An 18,980-nucleotide genomic window follows, 5' to 3' on the forward strand; every position below is an offset into this window, starting at 1 on the left:
ATACTGTGCAGCCATATAATACTCCGAAAGAAAACCGGGTAAGTATTTGTATTGCTGAATAAGTTTTATGAAAAAGATTTCTAAACAATATACCCTAATTTCCCAAAGAGAGTTTTCCCCACTTCTTTATATATTCAGTTTATATAAGGTGCTCTCTCTGGGACTTCTAAGAAGTCCGGACTTGTGAAAGCCCGTATTTCTGCAATAATAACCCTTTCTTCACCTAAAAGTGAAGATTTCCCTTAGGAAATGGTTGAAAGCAGTGCTTGTGAAAGTACACTTTTCATATATCCATTTCCAATACGAGGATATCTCCCTTTTCCCACGGATATCCTCTATCATACGAAACGAGGCTAGCGCATTTTGAGTTCAGCCTCGTTTTTATTTTAAGACTCCTCCTATTCAAAAAAAGACATATTACTTTCTTTATAATTTCTCCCTTTCTTACCCCTCAAACTCTTATAGATGAGAATAAATTGAAGCACAAGAATTGCACCGGTACTAAATGGTGCATATAAGCTTCAAATAACATAAAACAATTTCCGGGTTGATTCCAATACTTAGAGATCATTGGGCGATTCAATTCGAAGGATAGCAGCCGTACCAGTAATTATCACAGCTACAATCTGGGTAATGAAAGTATGACAGCCTATCAAAGAGCCAAGTCAGGACGAAGAGTCTTGATAACGGCTCTTTATTTTTTTTCTTCCCCTTCCCTCTTCACCTTATCCTTATATATGGCAAGAATAAAAGACAAGAGAACAAGAACATATTATTAACCAACAACAAAAAACAAGAGAAAAATGAAACATTTAATGAAAGGAATCAGAATCGCAGCATACATTACTGAGATCATCGTGGCAGGTTCAACTATTGTGGAATTTGTAGAGAAATACAGCAGCAAAAGGAAGAAAAAGGATGCTGCAAGTAAAGTTGATACAGGCAATGTAGCAACTGAAAACCCATAGAACGTCTAGTGAATGGATTATGATAAGGCACAGGACGTAATTATAACCATCCTTGAGGTAACAACATCCATGCTCAAGGAAATAAAGAAGCTAAGAGGAATATTTGTAAAAGCAAAGAAATAAACCTCTTGGCTTTTTCTTTTTATTGGATTTTTTATTGAAGCCAACACAACAGAGGTGATTTTAGAACACCTCAGGAACGATTGTATTATACCCACCTTTGCCAAAGACAACGAGGTATGTATTTCCCATCCAAGCTTCATCGAATCCGTCTATGAAGTGACCAGAGACTTTTATTACGGAGAAACGATTTGCAACCCGGAGATAAGAACCTCCCATATTGTCAGGGGACGTATCCCGGAAGCGATCAACAAAAGAGTGGACAGTTGTTGGAATCAGACAAGACTATGTACTACGAGCGCATGATTTTCAATATCGAGATCCCCAGCATATGCGAGGAGGTAAACGGAAACCGCCTGAACCTGTGTATCACCGGTTGCAGGAGCTACGCCAGGGAGAACCTAAGCGGAAAGATGACAGCCCAGAGATTCAATCTGGCAATCGGGTTCCTGAACCTGGCCTGTACTAATCAATGCTTGTCAACAGACAGGTATAAGGAAGAAATACGGGCAACCAGTGCGAGGGATCTGTAACAATTTACACTGGACCTGTTCAGTCAATACAACGTAGCCAGGCATATTCACCTGATGCAATCGTTGGGTGATACCATGCTGAGTGAACACCGGTTCTGCCAGATTCTGGGGAGAATGAGATTGTATAACTATCTTCCACAGGCACAACAGAGAGAACTGCCACGGTTGTTAATAACCGACAGTCAGATCAATAACGTGGCCAGGGCATATATCCATGACGACAACTTTGCCGGAAATAACGGTGAATTGAGTATGTGGAAATTCTATAACCTGATCACCGGAGCCAACAAGAGCAGCTATTTGGATACATTCCTGGGCCGTAGTGTAAACGCGACGGAAGTATCAGTGGGACTGACAGAGGCACTGAACGGAAGGGACATGGCATATTCCTGGTTTATAGAATGACCGGGAGAGTGTGATTGATACGATTAATATCCGGAGAGGGTATCACCAATGAGAGAAACGGTGGTATCCTCTTTTGGGGTTTAATGACCATTTAAAATTAAAGATTATGATGACGATATTTATAAGGGATTATTCCCACAGATTGAGACATTCCAGCAAGAAACAGGATAATAATGCAGTAAAAACAAAGACAATCGGAAACACACCCGAAGTTGCCTGATTTGACAACTGGTCTGCATCCTCTTATATGAGATTAAGGGAAAATATCCGTTTTTTCTCTATAGTGGATGAGGATAACTTCCATAATACCTATCTTTTTATAAGGGAAAAGATAATGGGCGGCGAAGAAAGGATAGAAAACCTGGAAGCCTATTTCTTCAGGTGCTATCGGTATAAAGCGATGACAGAGATGAGAAATGAAAACCGTTACGTTCATCCCGAAGACGATTTTTTTATAGATTCAGCTAGGAGGAGACAAAGCCATACCTTTGGGGCCTGAACCGTTGTGAAAGACTGGCCAAGGACGTATTAAGATATATCAGGGGCAGGTTCTCCCGGCAGGAGTACAGGATGTTCATGCTACGTTACTACAGGCAGCAGTGCTCACTCAAGGTCCTTCCGAATACACGGGACTGCCGCTTTCCGAGGTCATGAGGAAAAACAGACGGCGCTGGAATCATTGAGGTCCAACAGCTACTTCATGGAACGGTGTGAGATGCTTTATGTGTACGAATAACGATAGAAAAGGAGGTGAAAATGAAGCTATTCATATATAACAGAGAAAAATGCATATCCGGTACAACATCAGCAGGACAGAGAAGTATCCGGATGGACAGAAACGGATGCATATTCCTAAGCAGTGCGCTTGTTCAGGAATTAGGATTAGAGGAAGAAAGTATAACTGTACTAGTTGGTGACGAAGACGATCCGAGGCAATGGTTCCTATGCATTGTGGATGATGAAGGCGGTTTTCCGGTAAGGCTGAAAAAGAGAAAACGGTAACAGCAAGGGAGTGCTGGAAGAATACTGTTACGGGGCTGTTTTCAATTGCAGCTATCTATGTCATAAGATTCTGGATAACGTTGGTGCGGACAAGTCGGCTACCTTTATGCTGGCTACGGCACCGGTGGAAATGGAGGGGTTGAAGTTATACAAGATACTTACTTCAAATCCCATTACCAGGCCTGACAGGAAATATGTCAGAAAGAAGGACAAAGCACAAATGGAAATATAAGAGATTTGCGGTTATATGAAAACAGAGAATCTCATATAGCCGAATATCTGTAATAATCAGGATTCTGTGAGAAAACCGGGTATATTAGAAAGTCGGTTCTCACAGGATTTCTTTTTTATGAATTCAAATTTATTGTTTAACGAATACTGAACGATCGTTGGGTATTCGAGAAGCGAATAAAAAAATGTTAAATATGAATATGAAAACAACCTATATAGCGTATTTGAGACAAAGTATACAAAAACAGGAAATCTCAGGACTTGGAATTGAGGCACAGAGAGAAATTATACAAAATTACCTAAAGGAGAAAAAGCCGGTTTCTGAGTATATCGAAACAGAGAGCGGCAAGAAATCTGACAGACACAAACTTACGGAAGCTTTGGAAGAATGCAGAAAGAACGGATCTATCTTATTTATAGCCAAACTGGACCGGTTAAGCCGGAATGTAGCTTTCACCAGTAAATTACTGGAGAGTGACGTGGAAATCGTGTTCTGTGATTTTCCCCAGGCTAACAAACTGGTTCTTCATATCATTTCGTCAATAGCGGAGTATGAAGCGAACTTTATATCACAAAGGACTAGACAATCCCTGAAGGTCAAAAAAGCGAGGGGTGTCAAACTGGGAAAGCTTGAAAATCTAATGAATAACCTTGAGCAGGCTATTAGGAACAGTAACAGAACCAATCATCAGAAGGCCCTGGACAATCCCAATAACAAAAGAGCGGTTGCGCTACTAAAAAAGCTCGTGCAGGAAGAAAAAGACCTGTCTGAAATGGCCAGAATATTGGATAAGGAGGGATTTGTAACAGCCCGGGGATGTCAGTTCAGAGCATCACAAGTGAATATATTAATCAGAAGGTATAATCTGAAATAACTATAAAAACAATAAGTAAGGGAGAATATGTATAATGTTTTCTCTTACTTTTTATTCTTCTTCTACTACCAAAAAAATCAAATAGTATATAAGAGAGGAAAAAAGGTTACTATCGTTGTTTTTTTTGTTTTCAGGATATTATAGGCATAGGGTAAGGGAATCTGGTAATATAAAAGAGTGTTCCGGGTAATATTGATGGAACAGGATATGAGAGTTATTTGAAAGTTGTAAGATTTATAGTTTCTTTCCCTACCTCAGAAAAGAAAAGAGAGGGGAATGGGAAAAATATAATGAGCAGTATAGACAAGGTTGAGTAATCTAAGTTTTATTCTGGTATTTCATGAAAGTCAAAACTCTCTTTTCAACAGAATCCCCCCTGTTATAGCTATATGAACTGCACTCCTAAAGTTTTGTGTCCAACTTTTGGGGTGCAGTTCAATATGTGACAAGGGTAATTCTCATATTTTAATTTTACCTCGTATATTGTTTATTAAGTGAAAATTTTCTTTCTTTGCAAAAAAAGATATCGTATGAATTCAATCTGATAATAACTGGAAGTATCCGTTCTGTTTGGTTCAGAGGGCATTCCTTATACTTCTTATTTGTATATAATTTCCCTTCAAGGAATGGGGGTAAAACAAGATTCGCGATTTATGAAGATGTTTAAAGTTATGGCTGCTTTTATGCTGGGGATAGCTTTCTGCTTGGGGTTCACAGCTTGCAGTGACAATGACGAGAATGGTAATGGTAACGATGGCGACAACACAACTACAGTGGTCAATCCGGAGAAAGTATTTACAGGTGGGCTCCCCAAATCTGTCTCAGGCATGTCTATCTCCCAAAATGAAGAGGGATTGGTGACAAGCATTACAACTGATGAGGGCGAAAAGGCCGTCTTCGAATATTTTCCTGTTACACGGGCGGAGGCTTCAATAAATTCAGCCAGAATAACAGTGACGGACGAAAACGGCGATGTGACCGAACTAAACTTGCAGCTCAACAGTGATGGCTATGTAAAATACTGCAAATCAATAGACCACGCCGGTACTCCCGACGCTGATGAGTTTACTTGGGAGATGGAATACGATACTGAGGGGCATTTGATTGAAATGAGACGTTCCGAAAGCGATGGTGAGTTAACGAAGATTACTTATAAGGATGGTGATGTGGTGGCTACTTTCACCCAATCCTTCTTGGATGATGGTGGCAAGGATATAAATGGTGATGGGAAAATTGATAATCAAGATATATGGCCTGACACTAAAATTTACTATACAACAGATGAGATTACAACTCCTATAGAAAACAAGGGATGTCTGATGATGTTTGACGAATTATTGGATGTAGACATGGACGAAATGATATATGCTTACTATGGAGGTATGCTCGGCACGGCTACAAAGCATCTGCCGCTTAGGATGCATGCTCCCTATGCACATGACTCACAGGGATTTTATTTTAGTGACTATGATTTTAAATGGACGTTAAATTCCAATGGTTACCCAACGGAGTTGATAGTGAAAAGACCTGGAGAAGGAACGTGGGAAGACAGATATTCATTTGCCTGGTAAAACTTGACCAACCTGCTAATTTTTGCTCTTGGTAAATATTTATAAGGAGAGAGGCTAAAGCATGGCTTGGCTTCTTTTCTTTTTTTTCTTTATTGGGTAAGTCGTAGACAGAAGATTATACGATAGTAGATACATAGCCGAAGGGGGAATATTTTATTCACAAAAAATGTACTTCTATTATAAAATGTACACGATTTGCACAACTTTTTATTCCACTTTCATCTCCCTACTGGAGTTATGTATGTCGTTTCACTTTGTTCACTTACTTTTCGCCTTCAGCTAACCCCACGGAAATAAGAAAGGACCTCTATATCCCTAGACGAGAACAGAAGCCCTTTCAAAACAAAATAAACCAGACTTTTATTACCATTATTATTCGAGATTCACACCTCTAATCCAATCGTATAAAATTGCACAGAAATAATTTGATTGGCAATTCTTTTATTTAGATTTTTTATACATATCACAGAAAAATAAAGCGAGAGGAATCTGCTAACTTCTATTGCGTCAGACACCCCCCTATCTTTTTACAAAAAGAGAAATCTAATAATAGAAATCTGTTATTCTAATTTTTTATTATGAGTAAAATACTAGCATTGTTTTTCTTCTTCAAATTCAAAATATTTGTAATATTGATGACTTGTATACATATGTTGTAATATATAGTGTAACCCCGGGAATGATTATTCAGTAACAACAGCTTTTAGTTATGAAAGTATAGTTTTTCTTAATGAGCAGTGTGATAGCAATATATAAAAGTTGTAAAAAAGACGATTTTAGTGAATTTATCCTTACCTTTGTATGTATGGGTTATTATACCTGAACGACAATAAGAGAAACATGCAGATACATAATAAATTCCGATTATAAAACACCTTATTATATTGAATGTATGTCGATATGGAGCAGATTCATAGGAACTAGAAAATCAGAGGAAACCAATAATGTCATCGGTAATCAAATCCATATGTGCCATATGATGCCCTCACGTTATGCCATAGTAGATGTTGAGATTGGTTTAAAGGACCATAAGATTCATGATATTGGTGCACTCCGTCATGATGGTGCAATATATCATAAAACTTCTAAAGAAGAACTATTTGAATTTCTTAATGACGTAAACTATGTCTGTGGACATAATATCATTCATCACGATGCCAGATATCTGTTCACAGATGAAGCATGTCGCTGGCTTCTGGTCGATACACTTTATATCTCACCTTTATTGTTTCCGGAACGTCCTTACCACAAGCTTGTGAAAGATGACAAACTGATAAGTGAGCAGATGAACAATCCGGTAAATGATTGCGAAAAAGCAAAAGATCTGTTATTAGACGAAATAACACGCTGGAATTTATTGCCAAACGAAAAACGCAGGCTATTTGCCTCGTTGTTAAAGGACAAGAAAGAGTTTGAGGGCTTTTTTAGCATGGTGGGAGCGGAATATATCAATGAGGGGGTATCTGAACTAATAAGAAACCTTTACGTAGGGAAAATCTGTCAACATGCAGATCTTGACATGTTGGTCAGGCAACATCCTTGCGAATTGGCATATGCATTGGCTCTAATTGCCACTACCGACTATCGTTCTATTACTCCCGGATGGGTACTCCACAATTATCCCGGAGTGGAATTTGTAATAAAACTCCTGCGTCATGCCAGTTGTAACGAAGGCTGTGTTTATTGCAATAGCCAATTGGATGTGCTCCATAACTTAAAAGCATTTTTTGGATATGGACGATTCCGTACATATGAAGGCGAGCCACTTCAAGAGCAAGCTGCTCAGGCCGCGGTGAAAGGTAAGTCATTGTTGGCAATATTCCCTACCGGCGGTGGGAAATCGCTTACTTTCCAATTGCCTGCACTTATGGCAGGCCGTTCTGTACATGGACTTACGGTTGTTATCTCGCCATTGCAGTCGCTGATGAAAGACCAGGTAGATAACCTTGCGGATAGGGGGATTACTGATGCTGTAACCATTAATGGTTTGTTAGACCCTATTACAAGGTCACTGTCAATACAAAGAGTACAAGACGGAGAAGCTTCGCTTTTGTACATATCTCCTGAAATGCTCCGTTCAAAGACCATCGAGAGAATATTGATGGGACGCCACGTTGTGAGGTTTGTGATAGACGAGGCACACTGTTTTTCTTCATGGGGACAGGATTTTAGGGTTGATTATCTTTATATAGGTAAATTTATTAGTGAATACCAGCAAAAGAAAAAATGCAAGGGCCCGATACCTGTGTCTTGTTTCACTGCTACGGCCAAACAAAAAGTAGTGCAAGATATCTGTGATTATTTCAAACATACATTGGATTTAGACTTAGAGTTGTTTGCGTCAACGGCTTCAAGAACGAACCTGCGTTATTCCGTCATATATGCTGAAAGTGACGATGATAAATATTTAAAACTAAGGGAACTTGTGGCTGAATCCGATTGTCCGACAATTGTTTATGTATCACGTACCAAACGTACAGAAGAACTGGCTATCAAATTAACCCGTGATGGTTATAATGCATTACCTTTCAATGGCAGGATGGAACCTGATGAAAAGATTGTAAACCAGGATGCATTCATGAATGATCAAGTACGCATCATTGTGGCAACATCAGCTTTTGGCATGGGAGTCGACAAGAAAGATGTCGGTCTTGTAGTGCATTATGATATATCCGATTCGTTGGAGAATTATGTTCAGGAAGCAGGCAGAGCCGGTCGTGATCCCAGCCTCAGCGCACGTTGCTATGTGCTTTATAGTGACAACGACCTAGACAAGCATTTTATATTATTGAACCAGACGAAGCTAAGTATTAGTGAGATACAACAGATCTGGAAAGCTATAAAAGACCTTACCAGACAACGCATGAAAGTCAGCTGTTCTGCATTGGAAATTGCACGTCAGGCAGGTTGGGACGATTCGGTATCCGATATTGAGACACGTGTTCGGACAGCTTTAGCGGCTTTGGAACAAAGTGGATACTTGGTAAGAGGGAGTAATATGCCTCATGTATATGCCACAGGCATTACGGTAAGGAACATGGATGAAGCAAGAAAACGTATATCAGCATCGCTGCTCTTTGGCAGTGACGAAATAGAAAAGGCAGTCCGAATCATTAAATCATTAATATCCCAGAAATATATTGCCAAAGCTCAAGATTCAGAAGCGGAGTCGCGGATTGATTATCTGGCAGACATTTTGGGAATAAGCAAAAGAGAAGTCATATCCGTGGTGGAACGAATGCGACAGGAAGGCATATTAGCCGATAGTAAGGATATATCTGCTTATTTGTTGGATACAGGTGACTCGGAAAGAAAATCACAAATACTCCTTGAACGTTTTGCAAAACTCGAACAATATATCCTTACCCACATTCCTGACGGGTCTTTGCGGATATCATGCAAGCAACTGAATGACAATGCTGTGAATGACGGAATCAATACATCCAAAGAAAAAGATATCCGTACACTACTCTATTTTCTTACCGTTAAGGGATATACTCGCAAGAAAGAGGATGAGGTCCACAATATGGAAATCAGTCGTCTGGCAGATATGGAATTAACTATCAAACGTTTTGAAAGGCGATTGGAGGTGAGCCGTTTTGCCATAGAATGGCTATACAGGCTAACCGCTGATACAGGAAAGGGGAATAAGGCCGTTCAATTTTCTGTAGTAGAACTTTTAAATCAAATAAAGTCAACTCCCCAATCTTTTTTTAGTGGGTTTGACAATCTACAGTTGGAAGACGTGGAGGAAGCACTTTTATATCTGTCAAAAATCGGTGCGCTCAAACTCGAAGGCGGCTTCTTGGTCCTTTATAACACCATGAATATACAAAGAATAAAGGATAACAAATCGAGATATAGACAGGATGACTACCGGATGCTTAATGAATTCTACAAGCAGAAGATTCAGCAAGTTCATATTGTGGGTGAATATGCTAATCTGATGGTAAAGGATTATAATTCAGCTTTGCAATATGTTCAGGACTATTTCCAAATGGACTACAAGAAATTTGTCACCAAATATTTTAAAGGAGAAAGAATTAGTGAAATACAGCACAACTTGACACCACAGAAATACAAACAATTGTTTGGTCAGCTGTCCAAACGTCAAATGGAGATTGTTGCCGACAAGGATTCACGTTGCATCGTTGTCGCGGCAGGTCCTGGCAGCGGAAAGACACGTGTACTAGTCCACAAACTCGCATCACTTCTTCTGCTTGAAGATGTAAAACACGAGCAACTTCTGATGCTAACGTTTTCAAGAGCAGCCGCTACAGAATTCAAACAAAGACTTATGGAACTGATAGGCAACGCTGCTCACTTTGTTGAAATAAAGACATTCCACTCCTATTGTTTTGACCTCTTGGGGCGGATAGGAAACCTTGAAGATGCCAAAAATGTCGTAGCAAAAGCTACCGAGATGATTAATCAAGGAGAAGTGGAACCAAACAAAATAGGCAAAACGGTACTGGTCATAGACGAAGCTCAGGACATGGGCGTTGAAGAATATGCACTTGTAAAGGCCCTTATGAATAAAAACGAAGAGATGCGTGTGATAGCAGTAGGCGATGATGACCAAAGCATTTATGAATTCCGTGGGGCCGATTCCGGATATATGTACCAGCTGTCACAGGAGCCCGGCAGCAAGTTGGTCGAGATGACTGAGAATTATCGCAGTGCGCACCAACCAGTTAATTTCGCCAACGAATTTGTGCGAGGTATCAGTAAAAGGATGAAAAGCACACCAATTATCTCAATGAGGGAAGAGGATGGTTGGGTTGGTGTGACACGCCATCAATCAAAGTATATATTTCAGCCGCTCGTTGAGGAATTGATTCATTATCGGGGGAGCGGTACCTCGTGTGTGCTCACCCAAACGAATGAAGAAGCTGTAATCTTGGTAGCTCTTTTGCGGAAATATGGCATAAACAGCAAGTTGGTACAGTCTATGGATGGTTTTCTTTTCTGGAATATGGCGGAGATGAGGTATTTCTTGAGGTATCTGGACAAACGAGTGAGGACACCTCTAATTCCAGAGGAATTATGGAAAGACGCCAAACATGCAACCTTTTCCGCCTATGACAGGAGTCAAAGTCTGACATATATAAAACGTTGTGTACAACTGTTTGAACAAACCAACAAAACCAAATATTTTAGTGATTTCAAAGAGTTTGTCTTTGAGTCATCAGTGGAAGATTTCTGTGATGTTTCAGGCGCAGATGTTGTGGTATCGACTATTCATAAAGCTAAGGGGAGAGAATTTGATGACGTATATATGCTCATATCTGATAATTATTCGAAAAATGTTCATTTGATGCGCCGGTATTATGTGGGAATGACCCGTGCAAAAAAACGATTGTTTATACATACAAATGGCGATTGCTTTAATCACTTAAGTGTGGGCCAGTACCATATCAGCACAAAAGAGTATGAAATGCCAGAAGAAATAGTTCTCCAACTCTCTCACAAAGATGTTTATTTGGGATTTTTCAAAGAACTTAAGCAAGAGGTATTGGCATTAAAAAGTGGAGATTTTTTAAATTACAACAATTTCGTTTTGTATAACATCCTAACTAAAAAACCGGTAGCGAAGTTGTCACAAAGCATGCAGATTACATTGTCAGAATGGCAAGACAAAGGTTATAAAGTGAAATCCGCATCTGTTCGATTCGTTGTGGCATGGAAGCCCAAAGATGCACCGAAAGACGGACCGGAAATAGCCGTCTTATTGGCAGATTTGCTTCTTTCCTTGTAATCAAAATGTATGACAGTTACTTCTTTCAATAAATAGAACGATGGCCGTATCTCAATTCGAAGTAAAATAATCCAAGCAAAATCTGTCACGAGCAAATTTGAATAAATATAGGGTATCAAATTTCAGGAATAGCATTTGGTCTCAATACCGTATTTTAGAATATTCTAAAATCTAAGGGATTTTTTTTGTTATTACAAAAAAACAATATGTTTTTGTAATATTCTTCGTACATTTTATCCTCTGAAATGTGGCAAATATTTTTTTCTGTCGTATTTTTGCAGTGTAAATATCTATAATATAGATACCAATGGATCAATTTTGATACAAGATAATAGAAGAATCATGGTCTAAAAAAAGGCTGTGTGATTATTTGCTTGTTCTTCAGAAGGAGGATTGTTCATCTTCTGAGCAATACATTCTGTCTTTCTTTGAAAAGTTGTTTGCCCTTCTGGTAACTTCTTATATGAGCCAGGATTTAGAGAGAGGTGATAATTATTTGCAGCGGGCTGCTAATGGATTGAGTAATGAAACTTTATGGAAAACCGCAACAAAAATATCTATGAATGTTCCGGGTGTTTTAGGCAAGAGCGTAACTTTTGTTTCCGTCTATCTGGCCTTGAAGTCTTTCTCCAATTATGTCCGTTGGCGTGATTACAGTCTTACGCATAAAACGATTCTTCCTTTATCCGCATTATTTCCTGAGTTTATCCGGTGTATTATAAGTTTTCCTGTTTATGACAAATATCTTGATTTTATAACCTTGATCTATTCTGCGCATTATTACCTTTATGATGAGGAGTCTCCCTAATTTTCGGATTTTATATTTGATATGCTCCGATCCCGGGATTGTAAGGTGAATGACAGATTATACGATGATTTATGTCATTCGTCTTTTCTCTATGAGATACAGACTGAATTCCGTGATTATTGTGTCAGAAAAAATATAAAGGAGCAGTCTCTCTTTTTAATGGATCCGCCTTCTCCGCAGGAGCCTGTCTCTCCGTCCGGCCCACAACTGGATCCTACTGCCCCCTCTTCCTGTGGTACTTCAATCAGTAAGAAAGACTATTTCCCCAACCTGTCATTGGATGAGAGGAAGATCCGTATCCTTTATAATGCATTGATAAGGAACGGCTTTATTTCACCTGATACCGATTATTCCGTTTTTCATTTTCGTTTTTCCGGTAAGAGCAAGCCTGTGGAGACATCGCCCGTATGCTGGGACAAGAAAAAGAAGGAGCTTGCTTATCTGATAAAACGTTTGACTCGTAAGGATATTCATGATCCGGATTGTAAAGATGCTACCAGCAACGATGTCTACTCCAAAACTAAAAAGTTCTTTATAGTCAAAGTAGAGAGTGGCGTCCTTCCGATAATCTTAGTGACATGGCTTCTAATTTGAATTTTGCGGACAAAGAAATGGTTGATGGCCTGTTGGATGAGCTTTTTGAATGCAGCTGATTGTTTTTTGATCCCCCTTTTTATTTCTGCCGGTTGGAAGGAATGGCCGTTTCTCTTTTTTATAGGGAAGCGTTCATCTTGATGTCTGAGGATACTGTCCGTTGATTCTCTATTTCCCTTTGATACCGCATACCCTTTATCACAGTATGCACAGTTTTGGGTATATTTCTGTTTCTATCCACTTTCTATCGTTCGGATATTGTTTCTATCATCGTGCCCAAATGCTTCTATCGTTTCTATCGGGGGGTATATCGGGGCCTGTAAATGCTTATTTTCGCACACACTAACCAAAAACACAATATATGATGAAAATATTAGATCCGATCAGGATTCTTGAAACCATTGAAAAGCTGGGTGCCAGAAAGAGCATCAAATACGCTTTCATAGGGACAGGTTGCATACTGGTTGTTGTAGTTCCTATTTGTTATGCTATTACGTCCGTCAAATCTCGCGGTAAGAGTAAGGAGCAGAATAATGCATCTGCGAACAAACAGGGGGAAATTAAGTGTACTTCTGAATGTAAGATACGGGGGAAGGATCAGACCCACGCCCATCGTATGGAGGAAAATGCACAAGTTCACGAACATCATATGGAAGAGATTGAAGCCAAGAAAAAGGCTGACATTGAAAAAATGGAAAAACGTGATGAACTTCGTAAGGACAGAGATGCGGAAAAAGCCAATCAGCCCCTTGTCGGTCTCCATTTGAACGGCATACCTGAAAGCTACCACGAAGCTGTGAAAAGCGGTACTGTTCATGTCAGCCAGGAAAGGAGTCTTGGATTCTCCTGGCTGCGGGAGGGGTATGATACCGGTCTTGCCGGTCCGACCGACTGTGGAAAATCAGTTTTCATTATGCAGGTTGCTACGGCTTTGGCGCGAGGTCGTTGTGATGTAAACTTGTCTTCAGAATGGCATGACATACCACCGATGTCGGTTGTCATGTTCTCTCTTGAGCAGAGCAACCATGAGATAAGGGAGTATTATGACTCCGTTATTGATAATTTGTCTACCATCAAATTATATGCCGGAAGCCAGATAACCCCTGCCCATATTATCACTATCATTAAGGAAGAGCTGGAGAAAGCCGGTGGCTTGGGAGTGGTTGTCATTATTGATAACTATACCAAGCTTGAAGGACAGTCGGGTGTCAAAGCCATGAGGTAATTTTGTGCGGATTTGGACTATCTCCGTCGGCTGGGCCTGGAAAAGGGTAAACCTCTGACGCCTCTTAAGGTATGTCATGCCAAGTCTGACTGGAAACTAACCAATCCTTTGACTCCTGCAAGTGTAAGAGGAGACAAGAGGAATGTTTGTTTCACAAACAATTTTCTGTATCTTACATATTGCAAGCTGGGTTCTGATAAGCGTGTACTTGGTTTCATGAAATTGAAGCATGGTAATAAGGAAGCCGTTTCCATATTGGAGTTTGTCGGTACAAAAATAGATCAGTTCCGCTACGTTGGAAAAGGCGGTAAGAAAGATCTTAGTGAACCGGCAGAACCTGCTGAAGAGAGCAGTGGTAATAAAGGTGGCCCGGGTCGGAAATCTAAATATGGTCTTGAGGAGGTCATGGTCTTTTATAATATGGTACAGTCGAAAAAATGTACATACGAAGATGTTAAGAGGGATTATGGTATTTCGAGAAGTGCGATAAGGAAAAGGGTCTATCGTGCCCGTATAGCATATGGTACACATGGGTGATAAAAGATTACAATAGAATGTACAGATAGTGATATTATTTCATGTGTCTTGTTGTCTGTGAAAGGGGAGGACAAATTCAAAGGGGATAAATGTTGTGGATTGTATAAATTGCATACAATCAGAAAGATATAAAAAATAAAGAGATGTGGGTGATTTGTCCCCCTTTCGTGTCTCGCTTCCGAGTACATGTCAATTTTTCACTGACCGATTTATAGTACATGATCAATGACACTACTTCGAATGTACAGGTCTCTGCTTTCATTTATCCTACTTCGTCTGCTTGAAAAAACGAAAGGCAACTATTGAAACTTATTCCTTCAACAATTGCATTGTCTTCTCTATCCCCGATACTCACTGAGATCTCATCTTCATCAACTCCCTTTTGTATTATGAGCAACTGGACTCTGCAATATTTTTCTGCATCCAAACTACCCTTTAACCAGTCTACAGGATGCAACATTTTTGTGTCCACGAGAACTACTATTATTATGAAGTGGTTAATTAAATAGTATAGTTCGTAACTTTTATAGAGATGATGGTAGCTCCATCGTATTCGGTTTACAGGAGCCGATTACAAATCACTTTGTGCTGCCTTGATGGAAACCGATAGGTAGTGAGCGACAAATGAAAGTCATCCCAAAAGATGGATAGGTGAGTTATAGGGAGATGAATGAGAATGGACTATTGCTGAAGCATCGTTATTGCGTAAGTAGAAGTCACATCAAAACCAAAATCTAAAAGTAATTTAGGGGTAACTGTTGGGGACACCTGTTTACCAACGCTAGATGTGCGATGTAAATATGGCATGAACCTGCGTAGGCTCTATAAAGGAAGGTGAGAAACAGCTATGGAATGCCAAGAGAAAATACTAACGCATTGACATGCAAGATAGAAAGTACTGTTGTTCGTATCTGTGTCGGGTTGTTCTGTAGTAATGATAAAGCTTCTGTAATGGGAGTATACCAACCGAATCATGGCTGGGATGAAGATTAACAGACGAGGAAATTGACGGCTGGTATCCTTGGTGGAAAACTCTTGATGAAAATGGCAATCAGCTGGGTTATGGAAGGATAGCCAAACTGATTGGAGTGAGTAAGAATGATGTGAAAAATGCTTTTAGAAAGTATGAGAAAGAAATCGGATTGAGTTAATACAGATAAGAAGGACACCACACACCGGCGCTCTCCTTTCTCTTTTTTAGGGGTGTAAATGCCACTTTACAGGAGTGTAAATGCTGAATGTATGAGTTTTCGATTAATTCAGCATATTATAACGAATTGCATTGTATATCAATTGCTTATATATGAAAAAAAACTATCTATCTCTTAGAGGGGGTAAAACGTTGCACCTTGAATATGATAATGGGCGTGATGACAATAATTCATCGGCCTTTACACTTCTCTATTCCATGTATAATTTGTTTTTTAAATCTCTCTCTTTTTTAATAGTAAATGCACAGACATACATTTTGCCAAAACAAGAGAAAAGATTGTATGTCATAATGTTCAATTTGAAAAAGTCGAGACTGTCTAACAAGTCTCTTTTTAACGATTTCTCCCTATCAGAACAAGGTGATTTTTTTTCTCGGGTTGTTAGACAGTCTTATTTTTCTAAAGAAGAGTGCTTTACAAATCCTCTTAATATCAAAGTCTTACATGAAAAACTATTTGGTCACCTTGTAAGTTCCGCTTCCATAGTTCTTTGACTTTATCTCTCCGGGAAGAGTTACGGTGGCGGTCACACCCTTAGGAATGGTGAATTTCCAAATCCAGGTGTCTCCTTCATATTTCCAGGCGCTTTTGATGAGTCCGGCGGCGGAACGGTATTTGGCAGTTACGTGTCCCAATCGCTTGTCTGGAATGGGCTTCATAATGATATGCTTGAAGCCGGGGGTGACAGGATCGGCTGCGATGCCGGCAACGGTTTCCCAAATCCATTCACACACACATCCGTAGGCATAATGATTGAAGCTGTTCATGCCGCGTGGTCCCATTCCTTTGTCTATCATATAGCTGTTCCACCGTTCCCAGATGGTGGTAGCTCCATTGTCCACAGAGTACAGCCAGCTTGGATTCTTACGTTGGAAGAGCAGTTCATAGGCAATGTCTTCCATGCCATTCTCCGTGAGGGTAGCCATGAGGATGGATGTGCCCAGGAATCCGGTCTGCAAGCAAAGATCGTGTTGTGCGAAGTTTTCGCGCAGGCGGTCTATCATCTTCGATTTGGCTTCGCCTTCCACAAGTTGGTTCTTCAGGGCGAACAAGGCAGGAGTTTGCATAGTGTTGAGGATGGCGGTTTTGAAGGTGCCGTCCTCGTTGAGGAAGTTCTCTTTGATGTATGCCTTTGCCGAATCAGCCATTTGCTGGTACTTGCCGGCATCGCGACCGGTGGCGGCGGCCATGTCCCGCATCATGAAAGCATCTATCACCCAGTAGGAAGCACTCAAATAGTTCCAGTAGCTGATGGCATCAGGAAGCGGACCTTGGGGAGAAAAAGCCAGTCCGCTGCAGCTTTCCAACGGTTCATAGCTCAACCAGTCGGCCCATTGGTAGTTGCCGTTCTCACTGCAGAGGGTCTCATGGTTATACTTGGTGTCGTTGATATGGTTCATAAACAAGTTCATGGCGTTCCAGTTTTCCTCGATGATTTGCGTATCACCGAATTGTTTCCATACTGTCCAAGGTACGATGATTCCGGCATCGGCCCAACCCAAACGCATTTTCTCATCGCCGTATTGTGCCAATGGAGCCACTCCGGGGAATCCGCCCAAACTGTTCTGGGTATCGCGCATGTCACGCATCCACTTGTGGAAAAACTTCATGGTGTTAGCAAAGAACGTACCAGTTTCTGCAAACACTTGTGTGTCTGCTGTCCATCCCAGTCGCTCGTCTCGCTGCGGACAGTCGGTAGGTATAGACAGGTAGTTGGATAGCTGTCCCCAATAAGTGTTGGAGATGAGCTTGTTCACAAGGTTGTTGCCTGTGGTGATAATGCCGGTCTCCAGTTCCTTTGTGATGGAAGTGACGGGTATGGACTTTAACGACTTGATGGCGACATTTCCGGTGGCAGTTATGGCGACATAGCGGTAGCCGAAGAAGGTGCAGTGAGGATAATAAGTCACATAATTATTTCCGGCAGCAAAGGTGTAATCCAGACGGATGCCGGTGTGGGGGATGCGCAGATTTTCGCGGTGGCAGCTTCCTTCCGGACCGTCCATGCCGCGAATCTTGGCACCATTGCCGTCATTGAGCAACTCTGCGGGAAGGCATGTCAACACTGTTCCCTCGGCAGCTTTGAATACGAAAGAGGGTACACCGGCACAATTTTGTCCGAAGTCCACCACTAATGTCTCTCCCGGACTTACGGTCATCTCCGTGCCCGATGTGAACTCACGGGTGATAATCACCTTACCGAACTCATTCTCCTTCGCTCCTTCTATATTCTTCCAGGCATATGCTCTGACAGGAGCGAGGGCGAGATCTGTGCGCAGGTAGACTTCTGCTCCGTCCGAAGGTAGGATGTCGCCAGAGAATTCGGTATTCTCTTCGGGAATGGAGAGTTCATCCACACATTCGTAGCCCATCGGTTCGCGTGCATCGTACTCTTCTCCGTCAAAGATACCGGCATGTTTCACTGGGCCGGCAATTCCGGCTTTCCAGTTTTTAAGGTCAGTACCGTAGCGCTTCTTGCTTCCGTCAGAAAAAGCCAGTTCCAGAACACCGCGGAAGGCACATTTCTTGCCTATCATACCGTCATGTCCTCCGGGGGTTATGATTTTGTCACCCCACCATCCCGGCGTCACCTGTACGGAGAGCATGTTTTCGGCGTTTGGTTTGGTACGGATGATATCTGTAATATCATAGGTGAAAGAGCGTTTGGTCTTGGCATAGTGTGTGAAACCCGGTTTCAGAAACTCCCTGCCTACAGGTTTCCCATTCACATATAACTGGTAAACTCCTAGTCCAGCGGTCATCCACTTGGCGGAGACAATTTTCTGTTCGTTTCTCACGGTGGATACGAACCAACTCGCGCCATCGGCTGCGCGCCCGTTGTTATGTCCTTTCACTACAGAAGCGTCTACTGCGGAAATCCATTTGGATTCGTTCCAGGCTGATGCTTCCAATGCGTCGGTACGTTTTCCGACTTCGGTTGCGTTTATCAGTCCGCTATTCGAGAAAAATGCGAGAATCATTATCGGGATAAGATTCGCAAAACAATGGAGACTCATTTTCATACTTATATATAATTTTTAATATTAAAAGATTAACTTGGGAATGTCGTTTTAGTTTTACGGAATTTGCACAACAAAATTACAGAATTATATGATATGACAGACGATTTCTGCATTTTTTT

Annotated in this window: 13 protein-coding genes and 1 pseudogene; 12 read left to right on the forward strand and 2 right to left on the reverse strand. The window is 40.9% G+C overall.

Annotation, left to right across the window (positions count from 1 at the left end; translation table 11 throughout):
- The first annotated feature begins 803 nt into the window (after positions 1-803).
- Both HMPREF2794_RS29120 and HMPREF2794_RS29705 read left to right on the forward strand, forming a co-directional pair.
- Entirely contained in the window at positions 804-968 is a 165-nt protein-coding gene (locus HMPREF2794_RS29120) for a hypothetical protein (RefSeq protein WP_168166626.1), read from the forward strand.
- A 177-nt stretch (positions 969-1,145) separates the two neighbouring features.
- Positions 1,146-2,026 (forward strand): annotated as a pseudogene (locus tag HMPREF2794_RS29705) (DUF3871 family protein).
- 253 nt (positions 2,027-2,279) lie between these two features.
- On the opposite strand, the gene HMPREF2794_RS28635 reads toward HMPREF2794_RS29705, so the two are convergent.
- On the reverse strand, positions 2,280-2,462 hold the full coding sequence (locus tag HMPREF2794_RS28635) for a hypothetical protein (RefSeq protein WP_139147291.1): 183 nt from the start codon (positions 2,460-2,462) through the stop codon (positions 2,280-2,282).
- 320 nt (positions 2,463-2,782) lie between these two features.
- On the opposite strand from HMPREF2794_RS28635, the gene HMPREF2794_RS22805 reads away from it, so the two are divergent.
- The 10 genes from HMPREF2794_RS22805 (at position 2,783) to HMPREF2794_RS29125 (ending at position 15,620) form a co-directional block, all read left to right on the forward strand.
- Positions 2,783-3,028 (forward strand): hypothetical protein, encoded by a 246-nt coding sequence (locus HMPREF2794_RS22805; protein WP_055271829.1) that lies wholly within the window; start codon positions 2,783-2,785, stop codon positions 3,026-3,028.
- Between the two features lie 10 nt (positions 3,029-3,038).
- Positions 3,039-3,260 carry a hypothetical protein gene (locus HMPREF2794_RS22810; protein ID WP_055271827.1) on the forward strand — a complete coding sequence of 74 codons (222 nt, stop codon included), beginning with the start codon at positions 3,039-3,041 and terminating at the stop codon, positions 3,258-3,260.
- Positions 3,261-3,444: 184 nt separating this feature from the next.
- The gene (locus tag HMPREF2794_RS22815) at positions 3,445-4,134 is read left to right on the forward strand and encodes a recombinase family protein (RefSeq protein ID WP_371441479.1); all 690 of its coding nucleotides are present in this window, start codon (positions 3,445-3,447) and stop codon (positions 4,132-4,134) included.
- A 653-nt stretch (positions 4,135-4,787) separates the two neighbouring features.
- Positions 4,788-5,705 (forward strand): DUF4595 domain-containing protein, encoded by a 918-nt coding sequence (locus HMPREF2794_RS22820; RefSeq protein WP_055271825.1) that lies wholly within the window; start codon positions 4,788-4,790, stop codon positions 5,703-5,705.
- Positions 5,706-6,597: 892 nt separating this feature from the next.
- On the forward strand, positions 6,598-11,463 hold the full coding sequence (locus HMPREF2794_RS22825) for a RecQ family ATP-dependent DNA helicase (RefSeq protein WP_070752808.1): 4,866 nt from the start codon (positions 6,598-6,600) through the stop codon (positions 11,461-11,463).
- A 463-nt stretch (positions 11,464-11,926) separates the two neighbouring features.
- Positions 11,927-12,271, forward strand: a complete 345-nt coding sequence (locus HMPREF2794_RS22830) for a hypothetical protein (RefSeq protein ID WP_139147292.1) — start codon at positions 11,927-11,929, stop codon at positions 12,269-12,271.
- A gap of 45 nt (positions 12,272-12,316) precedes the next feature.
- On the forward strand, positions 12,317-12,865 hold the full coding sequence (locus HMPREF2794_RS22835) for a hypothetical protein (protein ID WP_141758192.1): 549 nt from the start codon (positions 12,317-12,319) through the stop codon (positions 12,863-12,865).
- A 361-nt stretch (positions 12,866-13,226) separates the two neighbouring features.
- The gene (locus HMPREF2794_RS28640; protein ID WP_117615709.1) at positions 13,227-14,090 is read left to right on the forward strand and encodes an AAA family ATPase; all 864 of its coding nucleotides are present in this window, start codon (positions 13,227-13,229) and stop codon (positions 14,088-14,090) included.
- A gap of 12 nt (positions 14,091-14,102) precedes the next feature.
- Positions 14,103-14,627: a hypothetical protein gene (locus HMPREF2794_RS28645; RefSeq protein WP_117615708.1), complete on the forward strand. Its 525-nt coding sequence runs from the start codon at positions 14,103-14,105 to the stop codon at positions 14,625-14,627.
- A gap of 852 nt (positions 14,628-15,479) precedes the next feature.
- Positions 15,480-15,620, forward strand: coding sequence for a hypothetical protein (locus tag HMPREF2794_RS29125; RefSeq protein WP_153880781.1), 141 nt, complete (start codon positions 15,480-15,482; stop codon positions 15,618-15,620).
- Positions 15,621-16,290: 670 nt separating this feature from the next.
- Here HMPREF2794_RS29125 and HMPREF2794_RS22850 read toward each other — a convergent pair.
- Positions 16,291-18,861, reverse strand: coding sequence for a family 78 glycoside hydrolase catalytic domain (locus tag HMPREF2794_RS22850; RefSeq protein WP_055271810.1), 2,571 nt, complete (start codon positions 18,859-18,861; stop codon positions 16,291-16,293).
- Positions 18,862-18,980: the final 119 nt, after the last annotated feature.

The organism is Bacteroides sp. HMSC067B03, from assembly GCF_001811315.1.
Lineage (GTDB): Bacteria > Bacteroidota > Bacteroidia > Bacteroidales > Bacteroidaceae > Bacteroides > Bacteroides faecis.

Coding starts and splice junctions, on each gene's coding strand:
- HMPREF2794_RS22820 (WP_055271825.1), top strand. CDS start 4,788: ATGAAGATGTTTAAAGTTATGGCTGCTTTTATGCTGGGGATAGCTTTC.
- HMPREF2794_RS29125 (WP_153880781.1), top strand. CDS start 15,480: ATGCCAAGAGAAAATACTAACGCATTGACATGCAAGATAGAAAGTACT.
- HMPREF2794_RS22825 (WP_070752808.1), top strand. CDS start 6,598: ATGTCGATATGGAGCAGATTCATAGGAACTAGAAAATCAGAGGAAACC.
- HMPREF2794_RS29120 (WP_168166626.1), top strand. CDS start 804: ATGAAACATTTAATGAAAGGAATCAGAATCGCAGCATACATTACTGAG.
- HMPREF2794_RS28635 (WP_139147291.1), bottom strand. CDS start 2,462: ATGAACGTAACGGTTTTCATTTCTCATCTCTGTCATCGCTTTATACCG.
- HMPREF2794_RS28640 (WP_117615709.1), top strand. CDS start 13,227: ATGATGAAAATATTAGATCCGATCAGGATTCTTGAAACCATTGAAAAG.
- HMPREF2794_RS22815 (WP_371441479.1), top strand. CDS start 3,445: ATGTTAAATATGAATATGAAAACAACCTATATAGCGTATTTGAGACAA.
- HMPREF2794_RS22805 (WP_055271829.1), top strand. CDS start 2,783: ATGAAGCTATTCATATATAACAGAGAAAAATGCATATCCGGTACAACA.
- HMPREF2794_RS22830 (WP_139147292.1), top strand. CDS start 11,927: ATGAGCCAGGATTTAGAGAGAGGTGATAATTATTTGCAGCGGGCTGCT.
- HMPREF2794_RS22850 (WP_055271810.1), bottom strand. CDS start 18,861: ATGAAAATGAGTCTCCATTGTTTTGCGAATCTTATCCCGATAATGATT.